Origin of the sequence: Streptomyces sp. NPDC102402 (genome assembly GCF_044765765.1) — a bacterium.
Classification (GTDB): Bacteria; Actinomycetota; Actinomycetes; order Streptomycetales; family Streptomycetaceae; genus Streptomyces.
This window is the reverse complement of record NZ_JBIWKR010000001.1, coordinates 709,003-731,759: the sequence shown is the minus strand read 5'-3', so window position 1 is coordinate 731,759 and position 22,757 is coordinate 709,003. Positions and strand designations below refer to the sequence as shown.

The following is a 22,757-nucleotide window of genomic DNA, read 5'->3' as shown; positions in this document are numbered from 1 at the left end:
CCAGGCATGCTGGGTTTCGTGCCCCCACTTCCTCAGCAGCCCCAACGCCCCTCGGGAGCAGGCCACATGGTGGTCTGTGGCGACGACGCGCTCGCCCGGCGGCTGGCCGTGGAGCTCCGCTACGTGTACGGCGAGCGGGTCACCCTGGTGATCCCTCCCGGCCGGGAGACCGCGCGCCCCGAACTGCCCCTCACCCAACGGGCGCGTGCCGCCGCCCTGTTCGGGCGGATGTCCGCCGCGATGAACCGCAACGGCACGCCGGGCGAGGGCGACACGAACGCCGGGGTGGAGTCCGTCCGCATCATGGAGGCGCACGAGCCGTCCGACGACGCGCTGGAGGAGGCGGGCGTCGACCGGGCGGCGGCGCTCGCCCTCGTCTACGACGACGACGAGCGCAACATCCGGGCCGCCCTGACGGCCCGGCGGCTCAACCCCCGTCTGCGGCTCGTCATCCGGCTCTACAACCGCAAGCTCGGCCAGCACCTGGAGACCCTGCTCGACCAGGCCGCGGCCCTGGCCGTGCCCGGCCTCGACCATGCGGCGCTGGACGCGTCGACCACCGTCCTGTCCGACGCCGACACCGCCGCGCCCGCCCTGGCGGCCACCGCCGTGACCGGGAGCAGCAAGGTCATCCAGGCGGAGGGCCTCCTCCTGCGGGCGGCCGAGCGCACACCGCCCCGGCCGGGCGAGCTCGCCGACCCCGGGCTGTGCACCCTGGCCCTGCTCTCCTCCACCTCCCACGACCCGGCCGGCGCCGAGGGTTCCGACAGCAGCGGCGCCGAGGGGCCCCAGCTGCTGCCCGACCGGGCGACGGTGGAGGCCGCCACCGGCCGGGGCACGATCGTCCTGGAGACCGTCAGCAAGGCGGGGGCGGACCGGGACCCCACGCGCATGGGCGGCCGGGGCGCACCGCTGGGCCACATCTTCTCGCGCAGACTGCGCTGGTCGGCGGCGGGCGTCCTCGCCGCCGTCGTGGGGCTGGCCATCGCCTCGGTCGTCACCACCGGTGACAGTCCGCTCCACGCCACCTACCTCACCCTGCTCGACCTGCTCGCGATGGGCGACCCCGCGGTCGAGGGCGATCCCGCGTCCCGGCAGATCATCCAGCTCCTGTCCGGGACGGCGGGGCTCCTCCTCCTGCCGCTGCTGGTGGCAGCCGTCCTGGAGGCGTTCGGCTCGCTGCGCACCGCGTCCTCCCTGCGCCGCCCGCCGCGCGGCCTGTCCGGCCATGTGGTGCTGCTCGGCCTCGGCAAGATCGGCACCAGGGTGCTGGTGAGGCTGCGCGAGATGGACATCCCCGTCGTGGTCGTCGAGGAGGACCCCGAGGCGCGCGGCATCCCCCTGGCCCGCAGCCTGCGCGTCCCCACCGTCATCGGCGACGCCACCCAGGAGGGCGTCCTGGAGGCGGCCAAGATCCACCGCGCCCGGTCGCTCCTGGCCCTGACGAGCGTCGACACCACGAACCTCGAGGCGACGCTGTACGCGCGCTCCGTCGTGTCCGACCTGCACGTGGCGCTGCGCCTGTACGACGACGAGTTCGCCACGGCCGTCTACCGCACCCTGCGCACCGCGCACCCGGGGGCCGTGACGCGCTCCCGGTCCGTGTCCCACCTGGCCGCCCCCGCCTTCGCCGGCGCGATGATGGGGCGGCAGATCCTGGGGGCGATCCCGGTCGAGCGCAAGGTGATGCTGTTCGCGGCCCTGGTGGTGGCGGGCCAGCCCCAGCTGGAGGGCCGGACGGTCGAGCAGGCGTTCCGGGCCGGCGCCTGGCGGGTCCTGGCCCTGGACGCCACCCCGCCGGCCGACCGCCTCCCGGACCTCGCCGCCGTACCGCCGTACGACCCGCTCGACCCCACCTCGGCCGGGACGCCGGACCGGCACTCGGGCCTGGTGTGGGACCTGCACCCGGGCTATGTGCTGCGGCGGGAGGACCGCGTGGTCATAGCCGCGACCCGGCGGGGTCTGGCCGAACTGCTGCGCGGGCAGCGGCCGGTGGCTTCCCGCTGAGCCGCCGAGCCGCTCCGCCCGCGGGCCGGAGCCCTGAGCCGCTCCGCCCTCGGGTGGACCCCGCTAGCGGAACATCCCCATCGCCTCCCGCACCTCCTGGAGGGTCTCCTCGGCCACGGCGTTCGCCCGCTCGTTCCCGGCGCGCAGCACGTCCCGTACGTACCCCATGTCCTGGGCGTACTCCGCGCGCCGGGCCCGGATCGGGGCCATGCGCGCGTTGACCGCCTCCGTCACCGTCCGCTTGAGACCGGCCGCGCCGCCGTTCCCGATCTCCTCGGCGACCTCGTGCGGGTCACGGTCGAGGCAGAGCGCGGCCAGCAGGACCAGGCTGGAGACCGCGGGCCGCAGCTCGGGGTCGTAGGTGATGTGCCGGTCGGCGTCGGTGGTCGCGCCCTTGATCAGCCGGGCGGTCTCATCGGCGTCCGCGCCCAGGGCGACGGCGTTGTTCCGGCTCTTGCTCATCTTGGCCGCGTCGGTGCCGAGCAGCAGGGGTGCGGCGGAGAGCAGCGCGTCGGGCTCGGGGAAGACGTCCGCGTACCGCTCGTTGAAGCGGCGGGCGATCGTGCGGGTGATCTCCAGGTGCGGCAGCTGGTCCTGGCCCACGGGCACGAGGTTGCCCTTGCAGAACAGGATGTCGGCGGCCTGGTGCACCGGATAGGTGTACATGAGGCCGCTGACGGCGGACTGCCGGGAGTGGGCGATCTCGTCCTTCACGGTGGGGTTCCGGCCGAGTTCCGCGACGGAGACGAGCGACAGGAACGGCAGGAGGAGCTGGTTGAGTGCGGGCACCGCGCTGTGGTTGAAGACCGTCGTGCGGGCGGGGTCGATCCCGATGGCGAGATAGTCCAGGAGCAGCCCCTCCACGTGCGTGGTGAGCCGCTCGGCGACGTCCCGGTCGGTGAGGACCTGGTAGTCGGCGACCAGCACGAAGACCTCCACTCCGAGGTCCTGGAGCCGCACCCGGTTGTGGAGGGTGCCGAAGTAGTGCCCGAGGTGCAGGGCCCCGGTGGGCCGGTCCCCGGTGAGGACGCGGAAGCGGCCCGGGTCCTCGGTGAGCTGTCGCTCCAGCTCGGCGCTGCGACGCGCGGCGGGGGTGGCGGGCAGGTCGGTGGTCATGGTCACGGGGCTCTCCTCGCTGGTGGTGTACGCGTGGAGGACGGCCCGCCGTGGGGCACCGGGGCAACAGGAAGGGCCGTCCGAAGATCGAACGGCCCTGGTTCCGCGCAGGTGGGGGTGGCCGCTCCTAGGAGGAGCGCCACCAGTTACGGCACGGTACGGAGGTCATGGGGCGAGTCTAGCGCGCACCGGTCCCCGAGGGCCGGGCACGACAGCGCGGCCCGGTGCGCTCACGTGGGCCGGGTGCGACCGCTCGGCCCGGTGCACCGGAGCGGTGCGCTCACGGGCAACCACCGGTCACGCATGCGCTACCGGTCGGCGTGGCCGCCCACGTAGAACAGGAGCATGACGAAGCCGGCGAAGAGGTGCGTCGCGAAGACGTAGACGAAGACGCGCAGCAGGACGCCGCGCTCCTTCCACCGTTCGCTCTCACTCATCCGCCGCTCCCTCGTCACGGCCGGATCGGACGGCCCTCCTCAGGGTACGCAGCCCTGCCGGGCGGCCTTCCGGAGCGGGCGGAATAGGGAAGGGGGGTGCTCCGTTGTAGGGTGTGTTCACATAGTTCAACATTCAACCAAAACTTTGGAGGCGGGCGCCATGCAGTTCGGGATCTTCACCGTCGGGGACGTCACCACCGACCCCACGACCGGTACGACACCGAGCGAGAACGAGCGGATCAAGGCGACCCTCGCGATCGCGCTCAAGGCCGAGGAAGTGGGCCTGGACGTCTTCGCGACCGGCGAGCACCACAACCCGCCGTTCGTCCCGTCCTCCCCGACGACCACGCTCGGCTACATCGCCGCCCGCACCGAGAAGCTGATCCTCTCCACCTCCACCACGCTGATCACCACCAACGACCCGGTGAAGATCGCCGAGGACTACGCCACGCTCCAGCACCTGGCCGACGGCCGCGTCGACCTGATGATGGGCCGCGGCAACACCGGCCCGGTCTACCCCTGGTTCGGCAAGGACATCCGCCAGGGCATCCCGCTCGCGATCGAGAACTACGCGCTGCTGCACAAGCTGTGGCGTGAGGACGTCGTCGACTGGGAGGGGAAGTTCCGCACCCCGCTGCAGTCCTTCACCGCGACCCCGCGCCCGCTGGACGGCGTCCCGCCGTTCGTCTGGCACGGCTCCATCCGCTCCCCGGAGATCGCCGAGCAGGCTGCCTACTACGGCGACGGCTTCTTCCACAACAACATCTTCTGGCCCATGGAGCACACGAAGAAGATGGTCGACCTCTACCGGCGCCGCTACGCCCACTACGGACACGGCACCGCCGAGCAGGCCGTCGTGGGCCTCGGCGGCCAGGTGTTCATGCGGAAGAACTCGCAGGACGCGGTCAGGGAGTTCCGTCCGTACTTCGACAACGCACCGGTCTACGGGCACGGCCCCTCCCTGGAGGACTTCACCCAGCAGACCCCGCTGACCGTCGGCTCCCCGCAGGAGGTCATCGACCGGACCCTGTCCTTCCGCGAGGAGGTCGGCGACTACCAGCGCCAGCTGTTCCTGATGGACCACGCCGGCCTGCCGCTCAAGACGGTCCTGGAGCAGCTCGACATCCTCGGCGAGGAGGTCGTGCCCGTCCTGCGCAAGGAGTTCGCCCGGCTGCGCCCGGCCGGCGTGCCGGACGCCCCCGTCCACCCCGCGGTCGCCGCCGCCCGCGCCGCCGCCACCGCCGACCCGAAGGAGCTCTGAGCACCGTGCCCGTCACCGCCCCCCTGAAGATCGTCGCCGTCGCCGCCGGGCTCAGCAGCCCCTCCTCCACCCGGCTGCTGGCCGACCGGCTCGCCGAGGCGGCCCGCGAGCGCCTGGCGGCCGACCAGGACCGCCGAGTCGAGGTCGAGGTCGTCGAGCTGCGCGATCTGGCCGTCGACATCGCCAACCACCTGGTCACCGGCTTCCCGCCGGCCGCCCTGAAGAAGGCGATCGACGCGGTGACGGGGGCCGACGGGCTGATCGCCGTGACCCCCGTGTTCACCGCCTCCTACAGCGGCCTGTTCAAGTCCTTCTTCGACCTGGTCGACAACACGGCGCTGACCGGCAAGCCCGTCGTCATCGCGGCGACGGGCGGGACGCCCAGGCACTCGCTGGTCCTGGAGCACGCGCTGCGCCCGCTCTTCGCCTATCTGCGGGCCGTCGTCCTGCCGACCGCCGTGTACGCGGCGTCGGAGGACTGGGGCTCGCACGGCGACGAGTACACCGAGGGACTGCCCTCCCGGATCCGGCGTGCGGGAGGCGAGCTCGCCTCCGCCGTCACGGGACGGGCCGTCTCGGGCGCCTCGCGGGCCCTCACGCTCGACGACGGCGAGGACGCGGTCGTGCCGTTCGCGCAGCAGCTGGCGGAACTGCGGATCGGCTGACCACGACATCGGGGGCCACCCTGCCCCCGATGCCCGATTTGACTAGAGTTGCCCCCTGTATGCCGGACATGCTCGAACACTCTGGGAGGCAGACATGGGCAGGATCGTCGTGGGCGTCGACGGATCGGACCCCTCGGTCAAGGCGCTGCGCTGGGCCGTACGCCAGGCCGAGCTGACCGGTGACACCGTCGAGGCGGTCAACAGCTGGGAGTACCCCTCGACCAGCTGGGCGTCCATGATGCCGGGCATGCCCGAGGACTTCGACCCGCAGGCGGTGGCGACCGTGGCCCTCACCGAGGCTCTGGAGGAGGCCCTCGGCACCGAAGGGGCGGCCGCGGTCGCGAAGGTCGTCGTGATCGGCAACCCCGCCCAGTCCCTGCTGGACCGATCCAGGGGAGCGAACCTGCTGGTCGTCGGCGCCCGTGGCCGCAGCGGCCTCAGGGCGACGCTGCTCGGCTCGGTCAGCCTCCACGTCGCCCAGCACGCGACCTGCCCGGTCACGGTCGTACGCGACTGACGCCCGGCCGGAGACTTCTCCGCCCGGGAACCCGCGCGCGGGAGCCCGGGCGGGCGCGAGGCCGGAGGGCGGCGACGTGGCCGGGCCGGCGGCGTCACTTCCGGTTGTAGAGCCTCATGGTCACCGCGCCGAAGACCACGACGAACAGCGCCGACCACCCCAGCGACCAGGCGATGTCCGTCGCGGGCCAGTTGCCGGCCATCAACTCGCGGACCGCGGCGGCGACATGGGTGACCGGACTGTTGTTCACGAAAGCCTGCAGCCAGCCCGGCATCGTCCTGGGATCGACGAAGACGTTGCTCAGGAACGTCAGCGGGAAGATCACCATCATGCTGACGCCCATCACCGACTTCTCGGAGCGCAGCATCAGCCCGAACATCGTCCAGATCCAGGAGAAGGAGAACGAGAACACCAGCAGGAGCGCGACACCGGCCAGCACCCCGAGCACCCCGCCGTCCGGCCGGTATCCGATGACCATGCCGACCACGAGCATCACGGCCGAGGCCAGGAGGTAGCGCACCACGTCGCCGAGCAGATAGCCGACCATCGGGGCCGGCCGCCAGATCGGCAGCGTACGGAAGCGGTCGAACACACCCTTCGCGATGTCGGTGTTGACCGCGACGCCCGTGTACATCGTGATCATCACGACGCTCATGACCAGGATCCCGGGCAGCAGGAACTGGACGTAGTCCTCGGTGGACCCGGCCAGCGCGCCGCCGAAGAGGTACGTGAACATCAGCACCATCATGACCGGGAAGACCGTCACGTCGAACAGCTGCTCCGGTACGTGCTTGATCTTCAGCATGGCCCGCCACCCGAAGGTGAACGACGCCGACAGCGCGCTGGGACGGTGCGGCCGCTCCTGGCCCACCAGCAGGGAGGCGAGTGTCTTCGCGTCCGGCGCGGCGAGCTCGGCGTCACCGCTTTCGGTCCTGGTGGGCGCGGCGCTCATGCCGCCACCCCCTTCTTGTCGGTGAGGGCGAGGAAGACCTCGTCGAGACTTGGCTGCCCCAGCGCGAAGTTGTCCACGTGGATCCCGCACCGCGCCAGCTCCGCCAGCGCCCGGGAGGCCTGCTCGGCCGCCCCCTTCCCGGTGCCGTGTCCGCCGACCCTCGCGGTCAGGGCCACCGGGTCGTGGTCCAGCTGCACGGTGGCGTCCAGCACGAGCGCCAGGACCCGCTCGGCCTCCGGCCGCTGCCCCGGGTCGCGCAGGCGCAGATGGACGGAGCCGGCGCCCACCGACGCCTTGAGCTCGCCCTTCGTCCCCTCGGCGATCACCCGGCCGTGGTCGATCACGGCGATGCGGGAGGCGAGGTGGTCGGCCTCGTCGAGGTACTGGGTGGTCAGCATGACCGTCGTGCCCTGGGCGACGACCGCTCGCACGATGTCCCACACCTGGTTGCGGCTGCGCGGATCGAGCCCGGTCGTGGGCTCGTCGAGGAAGAGCAGGTCCGGCGTGTTCAGGATGGAGGCGGCGATGTCGATGCGGCGCCGCATCCCGCCGGAGTAGTTCTTCACCTGCTTGCCCGACGCCTCTCCCAGCCCGAAGGCCTCGAGCAGCTGCGCCGCCCGGGCCCGCGCGGCGGGCTTGGAGTGGCCGAGCAGCCGTGCCAGCAGCACCAGGTTCTCCGTGCCGGTGAGGTCCTCGTCGACCGAGGCGTACTGCCCGGTGAGACTGACGCGGCCGCGGACCGTGTCGGCGTCCTTCACGACGTCGTGGCCGAAGACCCGGGCCGAGCCCGCGTCCGGCCGCAGCAGGGTCGCCAGCATCCTGACGGCGGTCGTCTTCCCGGCTCCGTTGGGCCCCAGGACTCCGTAGACGGTGCCGACGGGTACGGCGAGATCGATGCCGTCCACCGCACGGTTGTCACCGAAGACCTTCACCAGCCCCGTGGTCTCGATGGCCAGTTCAGCGCTCATGGTCCCTTCCCTGCCGGGGGTGTCGAGGTCGGACACGGCCACGATGGCACGGGGCGCTACGGCCGCGGGGCGAATCGCGCGAAGCGGGCGGAACGGGCGGGCGCGGCCACCGGACGTGATCCGGCGGCCGCTCCCCTCACTCCGGCGAGGACGGCCGGGTCAGTTCTCGCGCGTGTAGTAGAGGTAGAACATCGTGCAGAACATCCCCGCGCCGACCACCAGTCCGAGCAGGCCCGAGGCCAGCACGCTGTTGCCGTGCAGGCTGTAGAGGAAACCGATCGCACCCCCGGTGAGCACGCCGAACGCCGCGGCCCGCAGCTCGCGCGGCAGGGCCCACCGGACCTGCACGAGGGCGTAGCAGAGCACCGCGAAGGCCACCCCGGAGATGACGCCGAGCCAGATCTGCCCTCCGGTGGTCGCTCCGCCGTCCCGCTTGATGAAGAAGGCCCAGAAACCGAGGATCACGCCCAGCGCGAGGGGCATCGCCCAGGCGAGCGGCGTGTGGCCGTGGCGTGCGGGGGTGGGGGCGGGGGCCCGCGATGGTCGGCGCGTCGGCATCGTTGCGTGTGTGGCCATGGCGCACAGCTCCTTCCGTCGCCCCCGTGTTCCTCCAGCGCACACCCGGCCGGGCCACCCGGCAACTCGAATGGCGTACGGTCCGCAGCGCGACGCCCCCGCACGGGATTGGCTGGTGCCCGTGCGGACCTCTCTCTCAGTGGCCCTGTCGGCGGTGTTCCTCGTCGTGCTCGCCGTGCTGGTGCCGGTGGGCGCCGCCTCCGCCTGGGTCGACCTGGAACTCGACGACACCGACCGCTACCTCGCCGCCGTCTCCCCGCTCGCCTCCGACGAGGACGTGCGGAACACCGTGGCCACGGTCGTCACCGACGAGGCCATGAAGAACATCGACGTCGGGCCGCTCCAGGAGACCGTCGAGCGGTTCCTGCACGAGACCGCCCTGTCCTTCACCACGACCGACGCCTTCCGACGCGCCTGGGACAGCGCCAACCGGACGGCGCACGAAGCCGTGACCGCCTCACTGCGCGGGGACGACGGGCAGGCGGTGACCATCGACCTCGCACCGGTGATCGAGGAGGTCAAGAAGGAGCTGGTCAGCAGCGGGGTCCCCTTCGCCGACCAGATCCCGGTCCAGGAGACCTCGATCACCGTGCTGCCCGCCGACCGCGCCGACGGCCTGCGCGACTCCTTCAGATGGCTGCGGTACTGCAGCGTCTGGCCGGCCGTCGGGACGGTGGTGCTCCTCGTCCTGGTGCTGGGGCTGTCTCTCGTACGCGGCGGGGTGCGGGCCGGTCTGACGGCCGCCGCCGTGGCGGGCGGCGGGCTCGTCCTGGGGGCGGCCCTGCTGCGGATCGCCGTGGCCGTGGGCCGCGACCGGGCGCTGGACGAGGTTCCGGCCACCGACCGGGACGGGGCCGCCGCGGTCTACGACGCGCTGACCTCCTCCCTGCTGACCACGGCGTGGGTCGTGCTGCTCGTCGGTGCGGTCCTGGTGGTCGGCGGCATCGTGGGACGGGTCGTCGCGGCCCGCCGGGAGCGGGCCTCCGGCAGGCGCGGACGCCCTGGCCCCGCCACCGGCGGCACGCCCGTGTGAGAGGGCCCGGGCCCGACGTGCGCGGCCGCGTGGGCCGGGCGAGAGTGGGAGGCGTGAGTGCAGGGGGCGACTGAGAGGCCTGCCGTATGCGTGCCATCGCTGTCAGCGCGTTCTGTACGGAGCCCTGTCTCGTCGAGGTTCCGAAGCCCGATCCCGGGCCGGGCGAGGTACGGGTGAAGGTCGAGTACGCGGCCCTCAACCCGCTCGACTGGCAGACCGCCGACGGCGCTCCCGACGGAGCCGTCCCGCATGTGTTCCCGTTCGTCCTGGGCACCGACTTCGCGGGCCGCGTGGACATGATCGGCAGCGGCGACAACAGCTTCCGGGTCGGTGACCCGGTCTTCGGCCGGGTCACGGCACCGCCCAGGGGGCGCTGCGGGGCGTACGCCGAGTACGTCTGCGTCCCCCAGGACTCCCCGATCGCCCTGGTCCCGCGCGACCTGCCGCTCCGGAGCGCGGCGGCGCTGCCGTCGGCCGGGACGACCGCCGCGCAGATCCTGTCGAGCACCGCCGTGCGCAGCGGGCTGAGCCTGCTTCTCGTCGGGGCGACCGGCGGCGTCGGCAGCTTCCTGACGCAGCTCGCGGCGGACCGCGGCATCGGCGTCGTCGCCGCCGTGCGGGGCGACGAGGGCCGGCGGATGAAGGAGCTCGGCGCCGCCGCCACCGTGGACACGACCACCGGCCCCGAAGCACTGGAAGCCGCGGTACGCGGCCTCTACCCGGACGGCGTCGACGCGCTCGTCGACCTCGTCTCCACGGACGACGCCTCGTTCGCCGTGTACGCCGCCCTCGTGCGGGACGGCGGGGTCACCGTCACCACCCGGGGGGTCGCGGCACCGCCCGGTGTCGCCTGGACCGACTTCCGGCTCGCGCCGAACGCCGCGCTGCCCGACGAGCTGGCCGCGGCGGCGGCCCGCGGAGAGCTGACCGTGCCGATCGACATGGAGCTTCCCCTGGAGAAGGCCCCGCAGGCACTGGTCCAGAACCGCGCGGGCGGGGCGCGCGGCAAGACCGTCTTCGGCATCTGAAGGACACCCGACCGGGAGAGGCTCATGGGCGACCAGGACATCTTCGAGGACATCGACGGGCTGATCACCGAGGAGCGCGCCCTGCGGGCCCGCTCCACCGCCGAGCTGGGCCTCTCCTCCGGGGAGCGGGCCCGGCTGCGCGAGGTGGAGGTCCGTCTCGACCAGTGCTGGGACCTGCTGCGACAGCGGCGCGCGCTCAGCGAGTACGGCGAGGACCCGAAGGAGGCCAGGGTGCGTCCCGCCGACGAGGTGGAGGGCTACCAGAGCTAGGGTCCTTCGTCCGGATCGGGCTGGAGCCCAGCATGATCCGGACGAGAGGCCCTCAGGCCTGGCCCGGCCGTTCGGGGGCGGTGGCCTGCCGCACGCACGCGCGCAGGAGGGTTCGGCGCTGTTCGTGCACCTCGGCGGGCTCGTCGGCCGTCGCCGCGTACACATTGCTGACCGGCGACCAGGCCATCGACATGGCGATGACCATGGCCATCACGTCGAACGGCTTCCCCTGTCGCACTCGGCCGGCGTCCTGAGCCTCGGCGATGAGACCCAGCTTGTGGTCCTCCAGGTCCCGCCTCTCCGGTACGAGGGGACCGGCCGGCCGGCGTTCCAGGCGCGCCCAGGTAGCCAGCCGGATGAGATCGGGGCGGAGGAGGTACTCGTCGTAGAGGCGCACCGCCCAGTCCGCCAGGTCGTCCGCGTCGATCGGGACGACGTTCATGATGCGCTCCAGCGAGGCGTAGAAGATCGCGTCGAAGAGCCTCTCCTTGTTGCCGAAGTACGCGTAGAGCTGCGCCTTGTTGGTGTGCGCGGCGGCCACCATCCGCTCGATGCGCGCACCGGCGATCCCGTACTCGGCGAACTCCTGCGTCGCCGCGTCCAGAATCCGCTGGTAGGTCGCGGCTCCACGCGGGGTCAAGGGCTGGTCCACCATGCCGGCGACGCTACCAGACAGAACGGTTTGTTTGCTTATCGCGAGCAGCGCGCCTACCTTCAAATAGACAGAACAGTCTGTTTGAAGGAGCCCCACTGTGCGTACGACATCCGGCTGGCAGGCCGACCGGTCCACGGGAGCACTCCGGCTCACCTCACTGGAGCGCCGCGACCTGCGGCCCGACGACCTCGCGGTCCGCGTGGACCACTGCGGCGTCTGCCACTCCGACCTTCACGCCCTGCTCTCCTGGCTCGACCGGGGGGACACGGAAAAGCCCACGCTCGTACCGGGACACGAATTCACCGGAGTCGTGACGGGAACCGGGTCGGCCGTCACCCGCTTCACGGTCGGCGACCCGGTGGCGGTGGGCAACATCGTCGACTCCTGCGGCACCTGCACCATGTGTCTGGCCGGCCAGGAGAACTTCTGCCGCACCTTCCCGACCCTGACCTACGGCGGCGCCGACCGGGAGGACGGCACCGTCACGCTGGGCGGCTACTCCCGCGAGTACGTCGTCCGCGACGCGTTCGCCTACCCGCTGCCCCCCGGGCTGGACCCGGCCGGTGCCGCGCCCCTGCTCTGCGCCGGAATCACCGTCTGGGAACCCCTGCACGCGCTGGGTGTGGGCCCCGGCAGCCGCGTGGCCGTGGCCGGGCTGGGCGGTCTGGGCCACCTGGCGGTCAGGATGTCCGTGGCGCTGGGTGCGACCACCTCGGTCATCAGCCGCTCCCCGGACAAGGCCGAGGACGCGCGCCGCCTCGGCGCCCACAGCCTCGTCGTCTCCACGGACGAGGCCCGGATGGAGGCCGCCCGGGACGGGTTCGACGTCGTCATCGACACCATCTCCGCCCCTCACGACCTCGGCCCGTACCTACGGCTGGTCGCCCTGGACGGCACTCTCAGCCACCTCGGGCATCTCGGACCGGTCACCGTGGACACCACAGACCTGCTGATCGGCCGGAAGAAGCTCAGTTCCGCGGGTAGCGGAGGCCGCCCCGCGACCGCGGCCATGCTGGACTTCTGCGCCGAGAAGGGGATCACCGCCGAGATCGAGGTCCTCCCCTCGGCCCGGGTGAACGAGGCCCTCGACCGGCTGGGCCGCAACGACGTGCGCTACCGGTTCGTCCTGGACATGTCCGACCTGGACCGGGAGTGACCCCGACAGGGGGACAGGGCGGAGCGTCCGCCGTCGGGCGACCGGGACCGGGAAGAAAGAAGAGGGAGGCCTATCCGGCGTCGGGACCCCGGCCCTGGAGGCGTTCCATCTCGCGGCGGTCCCGCTTGGTGGGACGCCCCGTGCCCCGGTCGCGGACCGGGACCTGGACCGCCGCCTCGCGGGGCGGCGGGGGCGGGCTGTTGTCGACGAAGCACTCCACAGCGACCGGCGGCCCGACGCGCTTCTTCACGATCTTCGAGACGACGACGATCCGGTCCCGGCCCGCGTGCCGCAGCCGCACCTCGTCGCCCGTGCGCAGGGCCTGGGCGGGCTTCGCGCGCTCGCCGTTGACCCGCACGTGTCCCGCACGGCAGGCGGCAGCCGCCTGCGACCGGGTCTTCGTCAGCCGGACCGCCCAGATCCAGGCATCGACCCGGACGCTTCCCTCCGCCTGCGGCGCCTCACCGGAAACCATGCGTCCGACTCTAATCCGATGAGGCGCCCCGGTGGGGTCAGGAGCCGAAGCCGCTGATGACGTCACCCATGTCGTAGCCGTACAGCTCCCGCTTGCACAACCCGCACCGGCTCGGCGCGTGCTCGCTGAGCGACCAGAGCTTCGGCGCGACGCCGTCGCCACGGCCGTGCGCGAGGTACAGGTCCTCGGGGCCGAACGAGCTCTCCAGGATCTTCGGGTTGCCGACGAGCTGCGGCGTGCCGTCCACGGTCCCCGGGGTGGCCTGGAGCAGCCGGCCGTTGTCGTAGGCGTTGCTGCGGTGGAAGTACCACTTCCCCTCGTAACGGGTGGCGCCCTGGATCTTGTGCCAGAGGGACTCACCGCCGAAGGTGCCGGTGTCCGGCAGCCCGTAGGCGAGGTCCGCCTTGGCCGTGGTGCCCGCCGCACCCTCGACGGCGGCGGTGAGCGCGGTCATGGGGTACGTGCCGACGCGGCCGTGGCTGGTGCCGCCGTTGTTGAAGTTGCAGTACTCGCCGAGGATCAGGTGGTCGTCGCCGGTCCGGTCGAGCGAGACGTACGAGGCCTTCGGACGGCCGGTGGCGTAGCACTGGTTCTCGGCGGTGGTGCCGCTGTTCCTCGCCGTGGTGAACCTCAGCGTGGCGACCTGGGGCATCACGTAGCGGTAGCCGTAGGCGTACCAGACGTTGTTCTGGCGGCCGACCCGCTTCTTGTCCACGACGTTGCTGACCAGTCCGTCCGGCGTCGGGTCGTGGACCGCGGAGTCGTTGTCGGGGTTCAGGTCCATGATCCGGCGGAGGTCGAAGACCCGCATGCCGTTGGCCGTGTCGGCGACGTAGAGGTAGTTGCCGTACCAGACCATGCCGCCGGCGTGGATGCCGTTCTGCGCCCTGCATGAGTCCGTCACGCCGGACGCCGGCGTACAGGTGCCCTCGCTCGCGTGCAACGCGTCGAAGGAGATGTGGTCCTTGGAGTTCATGTAGGGCCAGGCCAGCAGCACATGGCGGTACTTGTCGGTGGCCTGATTGAAGAAGCTGACCCGTATGCCCTTCTCGTTGCAGGCGTCGGAGGCGGACGCCTGCACACAGTTGTCCCGGCCGGAGACGTAGTTGCTGCGGCCCGGGTTCTGGCCGTCGTAGCCGCCCACCGCGATCGGCTCCGCGTCGGACGTGCCCCAGTCCTCGTCCTCCTGGGCGTCCGACACGCCGGTGACGGCCTGCGGGATCCACTCCGATGAGGTGGCGTCGTCGTCCTCCCAGCAGACGCGGGGCGCGGCGACCAGGTCCGGGCCGTAGATGCCGGCGTCGCCGCAGGCCGAGTTCCAGCCCGCGTCCCGGTTGGCCTGCGTCATGAGTTCGGTGAGGCCCTGCTTCGGGAGGGCCGCGTCCAGCTTGTCGACCAGGCCGGTCAGGCCGGTGCCGGCCTCTAGGGTGAAGTCGGCCGGGCGCCCGGGGACCACGGCCTGCGCGCCGGCCCTCGCCCGTGCGGAGGGCGCGGCGGCACCCGTGCCCGCCAGGTCGTCCTGCTCCCCCTCCGGGGCGTCCGCGAAGCCGTCGTCCGGCATGCCTTCATGGCCCGGGACGGGATCGTCCGCCGCGACGGTGCGCGGGGCGGGGGCGGCAGTGGCGCCCGTCGCCGGCACGAGTGCGGACAGCAGTGCGCCTGCTGCCACGGCACAGGCGGCGAGGCGTGTCCTGCGGGATGGCTGTCCCATGTGGGGCCCTTCGTGAGTGCGCTGAGTGACCGGCCGGTGCGCCTGATGCCTCATCAGGCGCACCGGCCGGTCACGCTAGCAACGCGACTCGGCTCCACATGGGCACATTTGAACGACACACATCAGCTGTCCACGCCGCAGGCACAGGCCGTAGGCGGGCCTCCGGTTCGAGCCGTCGCGGGCGGGCCGGCCCGCCCTGACCGGCCGGCCCGCCCGGACCCGCTCAGACGCCGATGTCGCCGCCGTCCTTGCGCCATACGGCCACGACCGACGGCCGGACGATCCGGCCCGGCCCGTCCGGCCAGGCGCTCGCCGGCTTCTCGACGGACGCCCCGTCGACCTCGCCCGGGTGCTGCACGGCGACCAGGACGCGGCGGTCCTGGATCAGCGGCCCGCAGGTCTCGGCCCCGGTCGGCACGGTCAGGAACTGCTTGAGCTCACCCCGCCGGTCGCCCTGGGTGGCGACACCGAACAGCCCGTCGTGCGAGCCGAGCTGGTTGCCGTCCGTGGAGATCCAGAGGTTGCCGTGGGCGTCGAAGGCCACGTTGTCCGGGCAGGAGATGGGGCTGACCTTCTCCTTGGGGAAGCCGGAGAAGTACGTCGCCGGGTCCTCCGGGTCACCCGCGACGAGGAAGAGCCTCCAGGCGAAGCCGTCGCCCGCCGGGTCGTCCCAGTGCTCGGCGAGCTCCAGGATCTGACCGTGCTTGTTGGCGTTGCGCGGGTTGGCCTCGTCGGCGCCGGGCTTGCCGGCCTTGCCGCGGTCGGTGTTGTTGGTGAGGGCGACGTAGACCCGGCCGGTACGCGGCGAGGGCTCGACGTCCTCGGGGCGGTCCATCTTCGTGGCACCGACCTTGTCACCGGCCATGCGGGTGAAGACGTAGACCTCGTCGGCGGTCATGCCCGGCACGTGCGAGGTCTCTCCGGTCGCCAGCGGGATCCAGACACCGCTGCCGTCGAACTCGCCGTCCGAGGGGAGCTTGCCCGTGCCGTCGAACTCGGCGGCCGGGGAGTCGCCCGTCAGCTTGGCGACGTACAGGGTGCCCTCGTCCAGCAGGGTCAGGTTGTGCTCGCGGGCGGCCCGGGAGTTCCCCTTCTTCATCCTCTTGCTGGAGACGAACTTGTAGAGGTAGTCGAAGCGTTCGTCGTCGCCCATGTAGACGACCGGGCGTCCGTCGGCGGTCAGCCGGGGCTGCGCGGCCTCGTGCTTGAAACGGCCGAGCGCGGTCCGCTTGCGGGGCGTGGAGTCGGGGTCGTACGGATCGAGCTCGACGACCCAGCCGAAGCGGTGCGCCTCGTTGGGCTCCTGCTTCAGGTCGAAGCGCTTGTCGAACAGCTCCCACTTGCGTTCGGTCGCGGCCGTTCCGATGCCGTAGCGCTTGTCGGTGTCGCTGGAGCCGTTGGCGAAGTACTGGTTGAAGTTCTCCTCGCCGTGCAGCGTGGTGCCCCACGGAGTGGTGCCGCCCGCACAGTTGTTGAGGGTCCCCAGGACCCGGCTGCCGGTGCGGTCGGCGGAGGTGCGGAGCAGCGGGCTGCCCGCGGCCGGGCCGGTCACCCGGAACTCACTCGTCGCGGTGAGGCGGCGGTTCAGCGGGTGGCGGTTGACCGGGGTGAGCTTGCCGGTGCGGTTCTCCTCCTGGACCACGACCACGGAGAGTCCGTGCGCGGCCCAGGCGATCTCCACCTGCTCCCGTGTCGGGTTGGCCGGATCGTAGCCACGGAACATCAGGATCTCGTCCGTGTACTCGTGGTTGGCGACCAGCACCTGACGGCCGCGCTCGCCCGTGAGCGGGAGCAGGGAGAGGAAGTCGTTGTTGTAACCGAACTGCTTCGCCTGCGCCTTCGCGGACTGCTTGTCCGGGTCGAAGTCGGGGGCGCCGCGAAGAATCGGTTCGCCCCAGCGGATCACCACGTTCTGGCCGTAGCCGTCGGGGATGGTGACCTTGTCGTCCTTGTTGGGCGCGACGGCCGCGAAACGCAGGCCACGGGCACCCGAAGGAGTGGGCTTCGGCCTGCCGCCGGTACGGCCCGGGAGCGGTGCGGCCTCGGCGTTCGGGGCAGCGGGACCACCGAGCGCGACGGTTCCGGCGGCGGTGGCCACGGTCACCACGGCGGCGGCGCGCATCATCGACCGGCGTGACAGGGCACCGGCGATGATGTCGCCGGCGTACTCGTTGTCGCTGGTGTTCGGGATCTCCTGGAAGCAGGCGTCACCGCAGCGGTAGCGGCAGGTCAGCGCAGAGCGCCCGCCCGGGTGCGAGCCGATGAGCGGCAGCAGGTTGCGCACGTTTTCGTCCCTCCGTCTGTGTGTCACGCGTGACGGTAGGTGCGCATCCACGCCATCCGTGGGACTGCCGGTGAACAGAGGGTGAAGTCCGGGACACCGCTGGCCTCCCGGCCTTCCAGGGCTCGGTTACGACTCGGTTGGAGCTCGGTTGACGCAGGGGCGGGCCGCGCAGCCGAACGGCCGGATCCGGCCGCTAACCTTACGTATCCGCCCTGGCCAGGGATGAATTCCCGCAGTACGGACATTTATCGCACCCAACTCATGCGAAAGGCCTCGCCCATGGGCATTCGGAGCATGCTGCGCAAGGTGTTCGGCCGGACGGAGCAGGACGAGCCGACCACGGCCACCGTCCCGCCCCAGGCCGAGCGCACCCAGCCCACGGAGCCGGACACCACTACTTCGGCGGCCGAGCCCGCGAAGGCCTCGGTACCGGCCCCGGCCTCCTCCTCGGACCGGTCCACCGGTGCCGAGCACGACAACGGACAGGCGTCGGACCTGGTGGCGGCGGCCTTCGACAAGGCGGCCACGACTGCTGCTCCGGTCTCCGCACCCGCGCCGAGGGTTCCGGCCCAGGGGTCGGACCCGGAGGCCAAGCCGGTGGCGGACTCCGTGGAGGACGCGACCGCGGTGACCGCCGTCGAGGCCGAACCGGTCACCGCGGCACCGATCACGATCGACATGGACCCGGAGCCGGAGCCGGAAGCGGAAGCGGAGGCCGGGGCCGAGGAGGCGTCCGTCGCCGCGCCCGCGAAGCCGGAGGGGGCGGTCGAGGCCGCCCCCGGGACCGATGCCGCCCCCGTCGCACCCGCCGAAGTTGACGCGGTCGACGCGGTTGACGAGGCCGACGCTCCTGCCGCACGTGACACGCGGTCACCTGCGGTCGAGGAGCCCGCCACCGCCGAGGTACCTGCCGTCGAGACGCGGACGGAGGCCGCTCCCGCGCCGGCCGCCGCCGCGGAGCCCGACGAGAAGCGCGTCGCCGAGGCGGCCGCCCAGCCGGTGGCCGCCGCCGAGCCCGCGGTCGTCGCGGCCCCCGAGCCGGTGGCCGCCGAACCCGAGCCCGTCGTGGCTCCCGAGGCCGTCGCCGAGCCGGTCGCGGCCCCCGTGACCGAGGCCGTCGCCGAGCCCGAGCCGGTCGCGGCCGAGCCCGTCGTCGCCGAGGCCGTCGCGACGCCTGAGCCCGTCGCCGTCGAGGCCGTCGCGACGCCTGAGCCCGTCGTCGCCGCGCCCGAGCCGGTAGCCGCGCCTCAGCCCGTCGCCGAGCCCGCGCCGGAGGTCAAGGCCGTCCCCGCGGGCAAGCCCGCCGTCACCCTCGCCCGGGTCAAGGCAGCGGCACCCGGGCTGGTCGCCCCGTACAAGGCCGCCCAGGCCGGGCTGAAGGCCCAGGGCCTCACCGGGATGCGGGCCACCGTGTACCTGGTGCTCGACCGGTCCGGGTCCATGCGGTCGTTCTACAAGGACGGCAGCGCCCAGCACCTGGGCGACCGCACCCTGGCGCTCGCCGCGCAGCTCGACGCGAACGCCACCGTGCCCGTCGTCTTCTTCTCGACCGACATCGACGGCACCGGGGCGATCGACCTCACCTCCCACGAGGGCAGGATCGACGAGCTGCACGCGGGACTCGGCCGCCTGGGCCGTACGAACTACCACCGGGCCGTCGAGGAGATCGTCACGCACTACGAGAAGTCCGGAGCCACCGGTCCGGCACTGGTGATCTTCCAGACGGACGGCGCCCCGGACGCCAAGGTGGCGGCGAAGCAGGCGCTGGCGGACGCCGCACGACTGCCGCTGTACTTCCAGTTCGTCGCCTTCGGCGACGAGGACGCGAAGGGCTTCGACTTCCTGCGCAGGCTGGACGTCGAGAACGCCGGGTTCTTCCACGCGGGCCCCGCCCCGCGCGAGGTGCCCGACGCGACGTTCTACCGGGAGGTGCTCGCCGGGCTGCCCGCCTGGGCCGCCGCCCGCCAGGTGGCCGCGGAGGCCTGACCGGCCGGCAGTCGTACGGTCACGGCGAGCCCGCCCTCCGGGCCGGGTACCGCCGTGGCCGTACCGCCGTGGGCCACGGCGATGGACCGCACGATCGACAGCCCGAGCCCCGACCCCTGCCCCATCCGGTCCCGGCCCTCCCCGCGCCGGAACGGCTGGAAGAGCCCGGCGATGTCCTCCTCGGCCACCACGGGCCCCGTGTTGCGGACCGCCAGGGACCCGTCCGCCGACAGCGACACCTCCACCCGGCCGCCGGGCACGTTGTACCGCACCGCGTTGGACAGCAGGTTCGCCACGAGTTGCGCGAGCAGTTGCCGGTTCCCCCGTACGACGCAGAGCTCGGCCGTGACGGTGATCTCCGGGTGGGACGCCGCCGCACGCCCCGCGGCCACCGGCGGACGCCCGGTCTCCTCCGCCACCACCTGAGCGAGGTCGACCTCCGCGCTCTCGCTCCTCGCCAGCCCCCGCTCGCTGCGCGCCAGCACCAGCAGCCCCTCGATGAGCCGCTCGCTGCGCCGGTTGTTGTCCAGCAGGGTCTGCCGGGTCCGTGCGAGGTCCTCCGGCGACGGGTCGTCGAGGCCCACCTGGATGGCCGCCCTCTGCGTCGCCAGCGGCGTACGCAGCTCGTGCGAGGCGTTCGCGATGAACCTCCGCTGGCTGTCGAAGGCCTTCTCCAGCCGGGCCAGCAGCGCGTCGAGGGTCTTCCCCAGCTCCCTCAGCTCGTCGTCGGGGCCGCTGGAGGCGATCCGCTCGTGCAGGGTGTGCTCGGAGAGCCGGCGCGCCTTCGCCGTCATGGCGTGGACGGGCCGCAGCACCCGCCCCGCGGTCCACCAGCCCACGCCGACCGCGCACCCCGTCATCACGAGCAGGGCCGCGGCCGACCAGTACAGGAGCTCCCGGCTCGCGGCGTCGCTGACGTCGTCGGTGACGTCGTAGACCGTGGGCGGACCGATGCGGCCCCGCGCGTGGAGGGGGCCGTTGACCGCGAACCCCGGCTGGGCGACCGCGGCGGAGGTGGCGATGGCCCGCGCCCGCGAGTCCGTACCGGCGCGCGAGGCCAGATTGACCGTGGCGAGCAGCGCCGTGCCGAGGACCAGGAAGACACCGCCGTAGACGAGGGCGATCCGCATCCGGATGGTCGTGTGCCTGACCGGCGGTGCCCCCGCGGCCCGCACCGGTCCGAGCAGCCGGCTCACAGGGCGTACCCGACGCCCTGCACGGTGCGGATCAGCGCGGGTTCCCCCAGCTTGGCGCGGAGCTTGCTCATGCAGACACGGACGGCGCCGGTGAAGGGATCCGCGTTGGCGTCCCAGGCACGCTCCAGCAGCTCCTCCGCGCTGACCGTGCCCCCGTCCGCCTCCAGCAGCAGCTGCAGCACCGTGAACTCCTTCGGAGACAGGTCCAGGTCCCGCCCGTCCCGGGTGGCGGCCCGCCGGGCGCTGTCCAGCCGGATGCCGTGTCTCTCCAGCTGCGGCGGCACCGGCCGGGCGCTGCGCCGGCGCAGGGCGCGCACCCGGGACACCAGCTCCGGGAATTCGAAGGGTTTGCTCACGTAGTCGTCGGCGCCGAGATCGAGCCCCTCCACCCGGTCCTCCATGGTCCCGGAGGCGGTGAGCATCAGGATCCTGGTCCTGGAGCCGGCGGAGACGAGCCTGCGGGCCACGTCGTCGCCGTGCACCCGGGGAAGATCCCGGTCCAGGACGACGACGTCGTAGTCGTGCAGCCCCAGATAGGCGAGCGCCGCGTCACCGCTGTACACGGTGTCGACGGCGAAGCCGGCCCTCCGCAGTCCGGTCGCCACCAGCTCCGCCAGGATCTCCTCGTCCTCGGCGACCAGTACCCGCATCGTGTTGTCCCCTGCCTCGTGCACGCGTGCCCACTCCTCCCAGGATGCGTCTTTGGTACGGGAAAGGATGTTTCGCAAAGCTCTCGGGAGCCGGGGCGGGCGATATCGATGTGAGTGGATCTTCCACGGGCCGTTAGGATTTCGACCATGGCGGCCACTGGATCCGAGAAGCAAGGGGGCGACGGCGTGAAGAGTTTCTACGTATCGACCCCCATCTACTACGTCAACGACGCTCCTCACCTGGGGCACGCCTATACGACCGTCGCAGGCGACGTGCTCACCCGCTGGCACCGCCAGCGCGGCGAGAAGGTGTGGTACCTCACCGGCACGGACGAGCACGGTCAGAAGATCATGCGCACGGCCGAGGCGAACGACGTCACGCCCCAGGCCTGGTGCGACAAGCTCGTCGAGGAGGCCTGGAAGCCCCTCTGGGAGCACCTGCACATCGCGAACGACGACTTCATCCGTACGACGGAGAAGCGGCACACCGACCGTGTGCAGGAGTTCGTGCAGGACCTGTACGACAAGGACCAGATCTACAAGGGCGGGTACGAAGGCCCGTACTGCGTGGGCTGCGAGGAGTACAAGCTCCCCGGCGACCTGATCGAGGCCGAGGACGGCACCAAGCTGTGCCCGATCCACAAGAAGCCGGTGGAGCTCCTCAAGGAGGAGAACTACTTCTTCAAGCTCAGTGAGTACGGCCCGAAGCTCATGGAGTTCTACGCGGCCAACCCGGGCTTCATCCAGCCCGAGTCCGCCCGCAACGAGATCGTGAACTTCGTCAAGCAGGGCCTGCAGGACCTGTCGATCTCCCGCTCGACCTTCGACTGGGGCGTCCCGGTCCCCTGGGACCCGAAGCACGTCATCTACGTGTGGATCGACGCGCTGCTCAACTACGCGACGGCCGTCGGCTACGGCGCCAACCAGGAGAAGTTCGACGCCACCTTCCCGGCGGACGTGCACCTGATCGGCAAGGACATCCTGCGCTTCCACTCGGTCATCTGGCCGGCCATGCTGATGGCGCAGGGCCTGCCGCTGCCCGGCAAGGTCGTCGCCAACGGCTGGCTGATGGTCGGCGGCGAGAAGATGTCCAAGTCGAACCTGACGGGCATCAAGCCGCAGGACCTGACCTCGCACTTCGGCGTGGACGCCTACCGCTGGTACTTCCTGCGGGCCATCGCGTACGGCAGCGACGGCTCGTTCTCCTGGGAGGACTTCAGCGCCCGCTACACCTCCGAGCTCGCCAACGACTACGGCAACCTCGCCTCGCGCGTCGCCGCCATGGTCGGCAAGTACTTCGGCGGCGCGCTCCCGGAGGCCACGGCCGCCGGGGACGCCGAGCGTGCGGTCCAGGAGGGTCTGGCGCAGGCGGTCGCGGCGGCCGATCAGAAGATCGGCGAGGAGCTGGACTTCCAGGGCGGCATCCTGGCGGTCTTCGACTTCGTGAAGCAGGTCAACGGCTACATCACGGAGCAGGAGCCCTGGAAGGTCGCCAAGGACACGTCCCCGGAGGGACAGGCCCGCCTCGCGACCATCCTGTACACGGCGGCCGAGTCGCTGCGCGGAGTCGCGGTCCTGCTCAACGCCGTCATGCCGGACACCTCGCAGAAGCTGTGGGACTCCCTGGGCGCCGAGGCGTCCCTGGGTGCCCTGGCCGACCAGCCGGTCCAGGACGCGGGCCACTGGGGTCTGCTGCCCGTCGGCTCGACGGTGACGAAGGGCGCGGTGCTGTTCCCGCGCCTGGAGGAGAAGCCCGCATAACCGGCGTACGCGTGAAGGAGCCCGGCCCCCGATGTCCAGGGGCCGGGCTCCTT

Annotated in this window: 21 protein-coding genes; 10 read left to right on the top strand and 11 right to left on the bottom strand. The window is 71.9% G+C overall.

Annotated elements, in window-relative coordinates:
- Window positions 1–6: 6 nt before the first annotated feature.
- On the top strand, window positions 7–2,007 hold the full coding sequence (locus ACIRJR_RS03065) for an NAD-binding protein (RefSeq protein ID WP_403772883.1): 2,001 nt from the start codon (window positions 7–9) through the stop codon (window positions 2,005–2,007).
- Window positions 2,008–2,070: 63 nt separating this feature from the next.
- Here ACIRJR_RS03065 and trpS read toward each other — a convergent pair whose 3' ends face one another.
- A complete protein-coding gene (gene trpS, locus ACIRJR_RS03060) occupies window positions 2,071–3,129 on the bottom strand; it encodes a tryptophan--tRNA ligase (protein WP_403772880.1) in 1,059 nt (352 codons plus the stop codon).
- Window positions 3,130–3,431: 302 nt separating this feature from the next.
- Window positions 3,432–3,560 carry a DUF6126 family protein gene (locus ACIRJR_RS03055; RefSeq protein ID WP_267074804.1) on the bottom strand — a complete coding sequence of 43 codons (129 nt, stop codon included), beginning with the start codon at window positions 3,558–3,560 and terminating at the stop codon, window positions 3,432–3,434.
- 160 nt (window positions 3,561–3,720) lie between these two features.
- Here ACIRJR_RS03055 and ACIRJR_RS03050 point away from each other — a divergent pair, with 160 nt between their 5' ends.
- The 3 genes from ACIRJR_RS03050 to ACIRJR_RS03040 all read left to right on the top strand — a co-directional run bounded on the left by ACIRJR_RS03050 (window position 3,721) and on the right by ACIRJR_RS03040 (window position 6,003).
- A complete protein-coding gene (locus ACIRJR_RS03050; protein WP_403772877.1) occupies window positions 3,721–4,821 on the top strand; it encodes an LLM class flavin-dependent oxidoreductase in 1,101 nt (366 codons plus the stop codon).
- A gap of 5 nt (window positions 4,822–4,826) precedes the next feature.
- Window positions 4,827–5,486 carry an FMN reductase gene (locus tag ACIRJR_RS03045; RefSeq protein WP_403772874.1) on the top strand — a complete coding sequence of 220 codons (660 nt, stop codon included), beginning with the start codon at window positions 4,827–4,829 and terminating at the stop codon, window positions 5,484–5,486.
- Between the two features lie 94 nt (window positions 5,487–5,580).
- Window positions 5,581–6,003 (top strand): universal stress protein, encoded by a 423-nt coding sequence (locus ACIRJR_RS03040; RefSeq protein ID WP_403772872.1) that lies wholly within the window; start codon window positions 5,581–5,583, stop codon window positions 6,001–6,003.
- A 94-nt stretch (window positions 6,004–6,097) separates the two neighbouring features.
- Here ACIRJR_RS03040 and ACIRJR_RS03035 read toward each other — a convergent pair whose 3' ends face one another.
- The 3 genes from ACIRJR_RS03035 to ACIRJR_RS03025 form a co-directional block, all read right to left on the bottom strand.
- Window positions 6,098–6,955, bottom strand: a complete 858-nt coding sequence (locus tag ACIRJR_RS03035) for an ABC transporter permease (RefSeq protein WP_403772870.1) — start codon at window positions 6,953–6,955, stop codon at window positions 6,098–6,100.
- Window positions 6,952–7,923 carry an ATP-binding cassette domain-containing protein gene (locus ACIRJR_RS03030; protein ID WP_403772867.1) on the bottom strand — a complete coding sequence of 324 codons (972 nt, stop codon included), beginning with the start codon at window positions 7,921–7,923 and terminating at the stop codon, window positions 6,952–6,954. Before ACIRJR_RS03030 ends, ACIRJR_RS03035 begins: the two co-directional genes overlap by 4 nt.
- 159 nt (window positions 7,924–8,082) lie before the next feature.
- The gene (locus tag ACIRJR_RS03025; protein ID WP_403772864.1) at window positions 8,083–8,499 is read right to left on the bottom strand and encodes a hypothetical protein; all 417 of its coding nucleotides are present in this window, start codon (window positions 8,497–8,499) and stop codon (window positions 8,083–8,085) included.
- Between the two features lie 121 nt (window positions 8,500–8,620).
- On the opposite strand from ACIRJR_RS03025, the gene ACIRJR_RS03020 reads away from it, so the two are divergent.
- The 3 genes from ACIRJR_RS03020 (at window position 8,621) to ACIRJR_RS03010 (ending at window position 10,830) form a co-directional block, all read left to right on the top strand.
- Window positions 8,621–9,532, top strand: coding sequence for a hypothetical protein (locus ACIRJR_RS03020; protein ID WP_403772861.1), 912 nt, complete (start codon window positions 8,621–8,623; stop codon window positions 9,530–9,532).
- An 86-nt stretch (window positions 9,533–9,618) separates the two neighbouring features.
- On the top strand, window positions 9,619–10,560 hold the full coding sequence (locus tag ACIRJR_RS03015) for an NADP-dependent oxidoreductase (RefSeq protein ID WP_403772858.1): 942 nt from the start codon (window positions 9,619–9,621) through the stop codon (window positions 10,558–10,560).
- Between the two features lie 24 nt (window positions 10,561–10,584).
- Complete coding sequence (locus ACIRJR_RS03010) at window positions 10,585–10,830, top strand: DUF2630 family protein (RefSeq protein ID WP_403772855.1); 246 nt, start codon at window positions 10,585–10,587, stop codon at window positions 10,828–10,830.
- Window positions 10,831–10,882: 52 nt separating this feature from the next.
- On the opposite strand, the gene ACIRJR_RS03005 is transcribed toward ACIRJR_RS03010, so the two are convergent.
- Complete coding sequence (locus ACIRJR_RS03005; RefSeq protein ID WP_403772852.1) at window positions 10,883–11,485, bottom strand: TetR family transcriptional regulator; 603 nt, start codon at window positions 11,483–11,485, stop codon at window positions 10,883–10,885.
- Window positions 11,486–11,582: 97 nt separating this feature from the next.
- Here ACIRJR_RS03005 and ACIRJR_RS03000 point away from each other — a divergent pair, with 97 nt between their 5' ends.
- Window positions 11,583–12,641, top strand: a complete 1,059-nt coding sequence (locus ACIRJR_RS03000) for an NAD(P)-dependent alcohol dehydrogenase (RefSeq protein WP_403772849.1) — start codon at window positions 11,583–11,585, stop codon at window positions 12,639–12,641.
- 70 nt (window positions 12,642–12,711) lie between these two features.
- Here the strand turns inward: ACIRJR_RS03000 and ACIRJR_RS02995 are convergent, their stop codons facing one another.
- The 3 genes from ACIRJR_RS02995 to ACIRJR_RS02985 form a co-directional block, all read right to left on the bottom strand.
- Window positions 12,712–13,116 carry an RNA-binding S4 domain-containing protein gene (locus ACIRJR_RS02995; RefSeq protein ID WP_403772846.1) on the bottom strand — a complete coding sequence of 135 codons (405 nt, stop codon included), beginning with the start codon at window positions 13,114–13,116 and terminating at the stop codon, window positions 12,712–12,714.
- A 37-nt stretch (window positions 13,117–13,153) separates the two neighbouring features.
- On the bottom strand, window positions 13,154–14,827 hold the full coding sequence (locus ACIRJR_RS02990) for a hypothetical protein (RefSeq protein WP_403772843.1): 1,674 nt from the start codon (window positions 14,825–14,827) through the stop codon (window positions 13,154–13,156).
- 223 nt (window positions 14,828–15,050) lie between these two features.
- Window positions 15,051–17,111 carry a PhoX family protein gene (locus ACIRJR_RS02985; protein ID WP_403772840.1) on the bottom strand — a complete coding sequence of 687 codons (2,061 nt, stop codon included), beginning with the start codon at window positions 17,109–17,111 and terminating at the stop codon, window positions 15,051–15,053.
- A 279-nt stretch (window positions 17,112–17,390) separates the two neighbouring features.
- On the opposite strand from ACIRJR_RS02985, the gene ACIRJR_RS02980 reads away from it, so the two are divergent.
- On the top strand, window positions 17,391–19,097 hold the full coding sequence (locus tag ACIRJR_RS02980) for a VWA domain-containing protein (protein ID WP_403772837.1): 1,707 nt from the start codon (window positions 17,391–17,393) through the stop codon (window positions 19,095–19,097).
- Here ACIRJR_RS02980 and ACIRJR_RS02975 read toward each other — a convergent pair.
- Both ACIRJR_RS02975 and ACIRJR_RS02970 read right to left on the bottom strand, forming a co-directional pair.
- Window positions 19,031–20,227 carry a sensor histidine kinase gene (locus ACIRJR_RS02975; RefSeq protein WP_403773794.1) on the bottom strand — a complete coding sequence of 399 codons (1,197 nt, stop codon included), beginning with the start codon at window positions 20,225–20,227 and terminating at the stop codon, window positions 19,031–19,033. The two genes, ACIRJR_RS02980 and ACIRJR_RS02975, sit on opposite strands and share 67 nt — an antisense overlap.
- 62 nt (window positions 20,228–20,289) lie before the next feature.
- Complete coding sequence (locus ACIRJR_RS02970) at window positions 20,290–20,943, bottom strand: response regulator transcription factor (protein WP_403773791.1); 654 nt, start codon at window positions 20,941–20,943, stop codon at window positions 20,290–20,292.
- Between the two features lie 147 nt (window positions 20,944–21,090).
- On the opposite strand from ACIRJR_RS02970, the gene metG reads away from it, so the two are divergent.
- Window positions 21,091–22,704 (top strand): methionine--tRNA ligase, encoded by a 1,614-nt coding sequence (gene metG, locus ACIRJR_RS02965; RefSeq protein WP_403772834.1) that lies wholly within the window; start codon window positions 21,091–21,093, stop codon window positions 22,702–22,704.
- The last annotated feature ends 53 nt before the right edge of the window (window positions 22,705–22,757 follow it).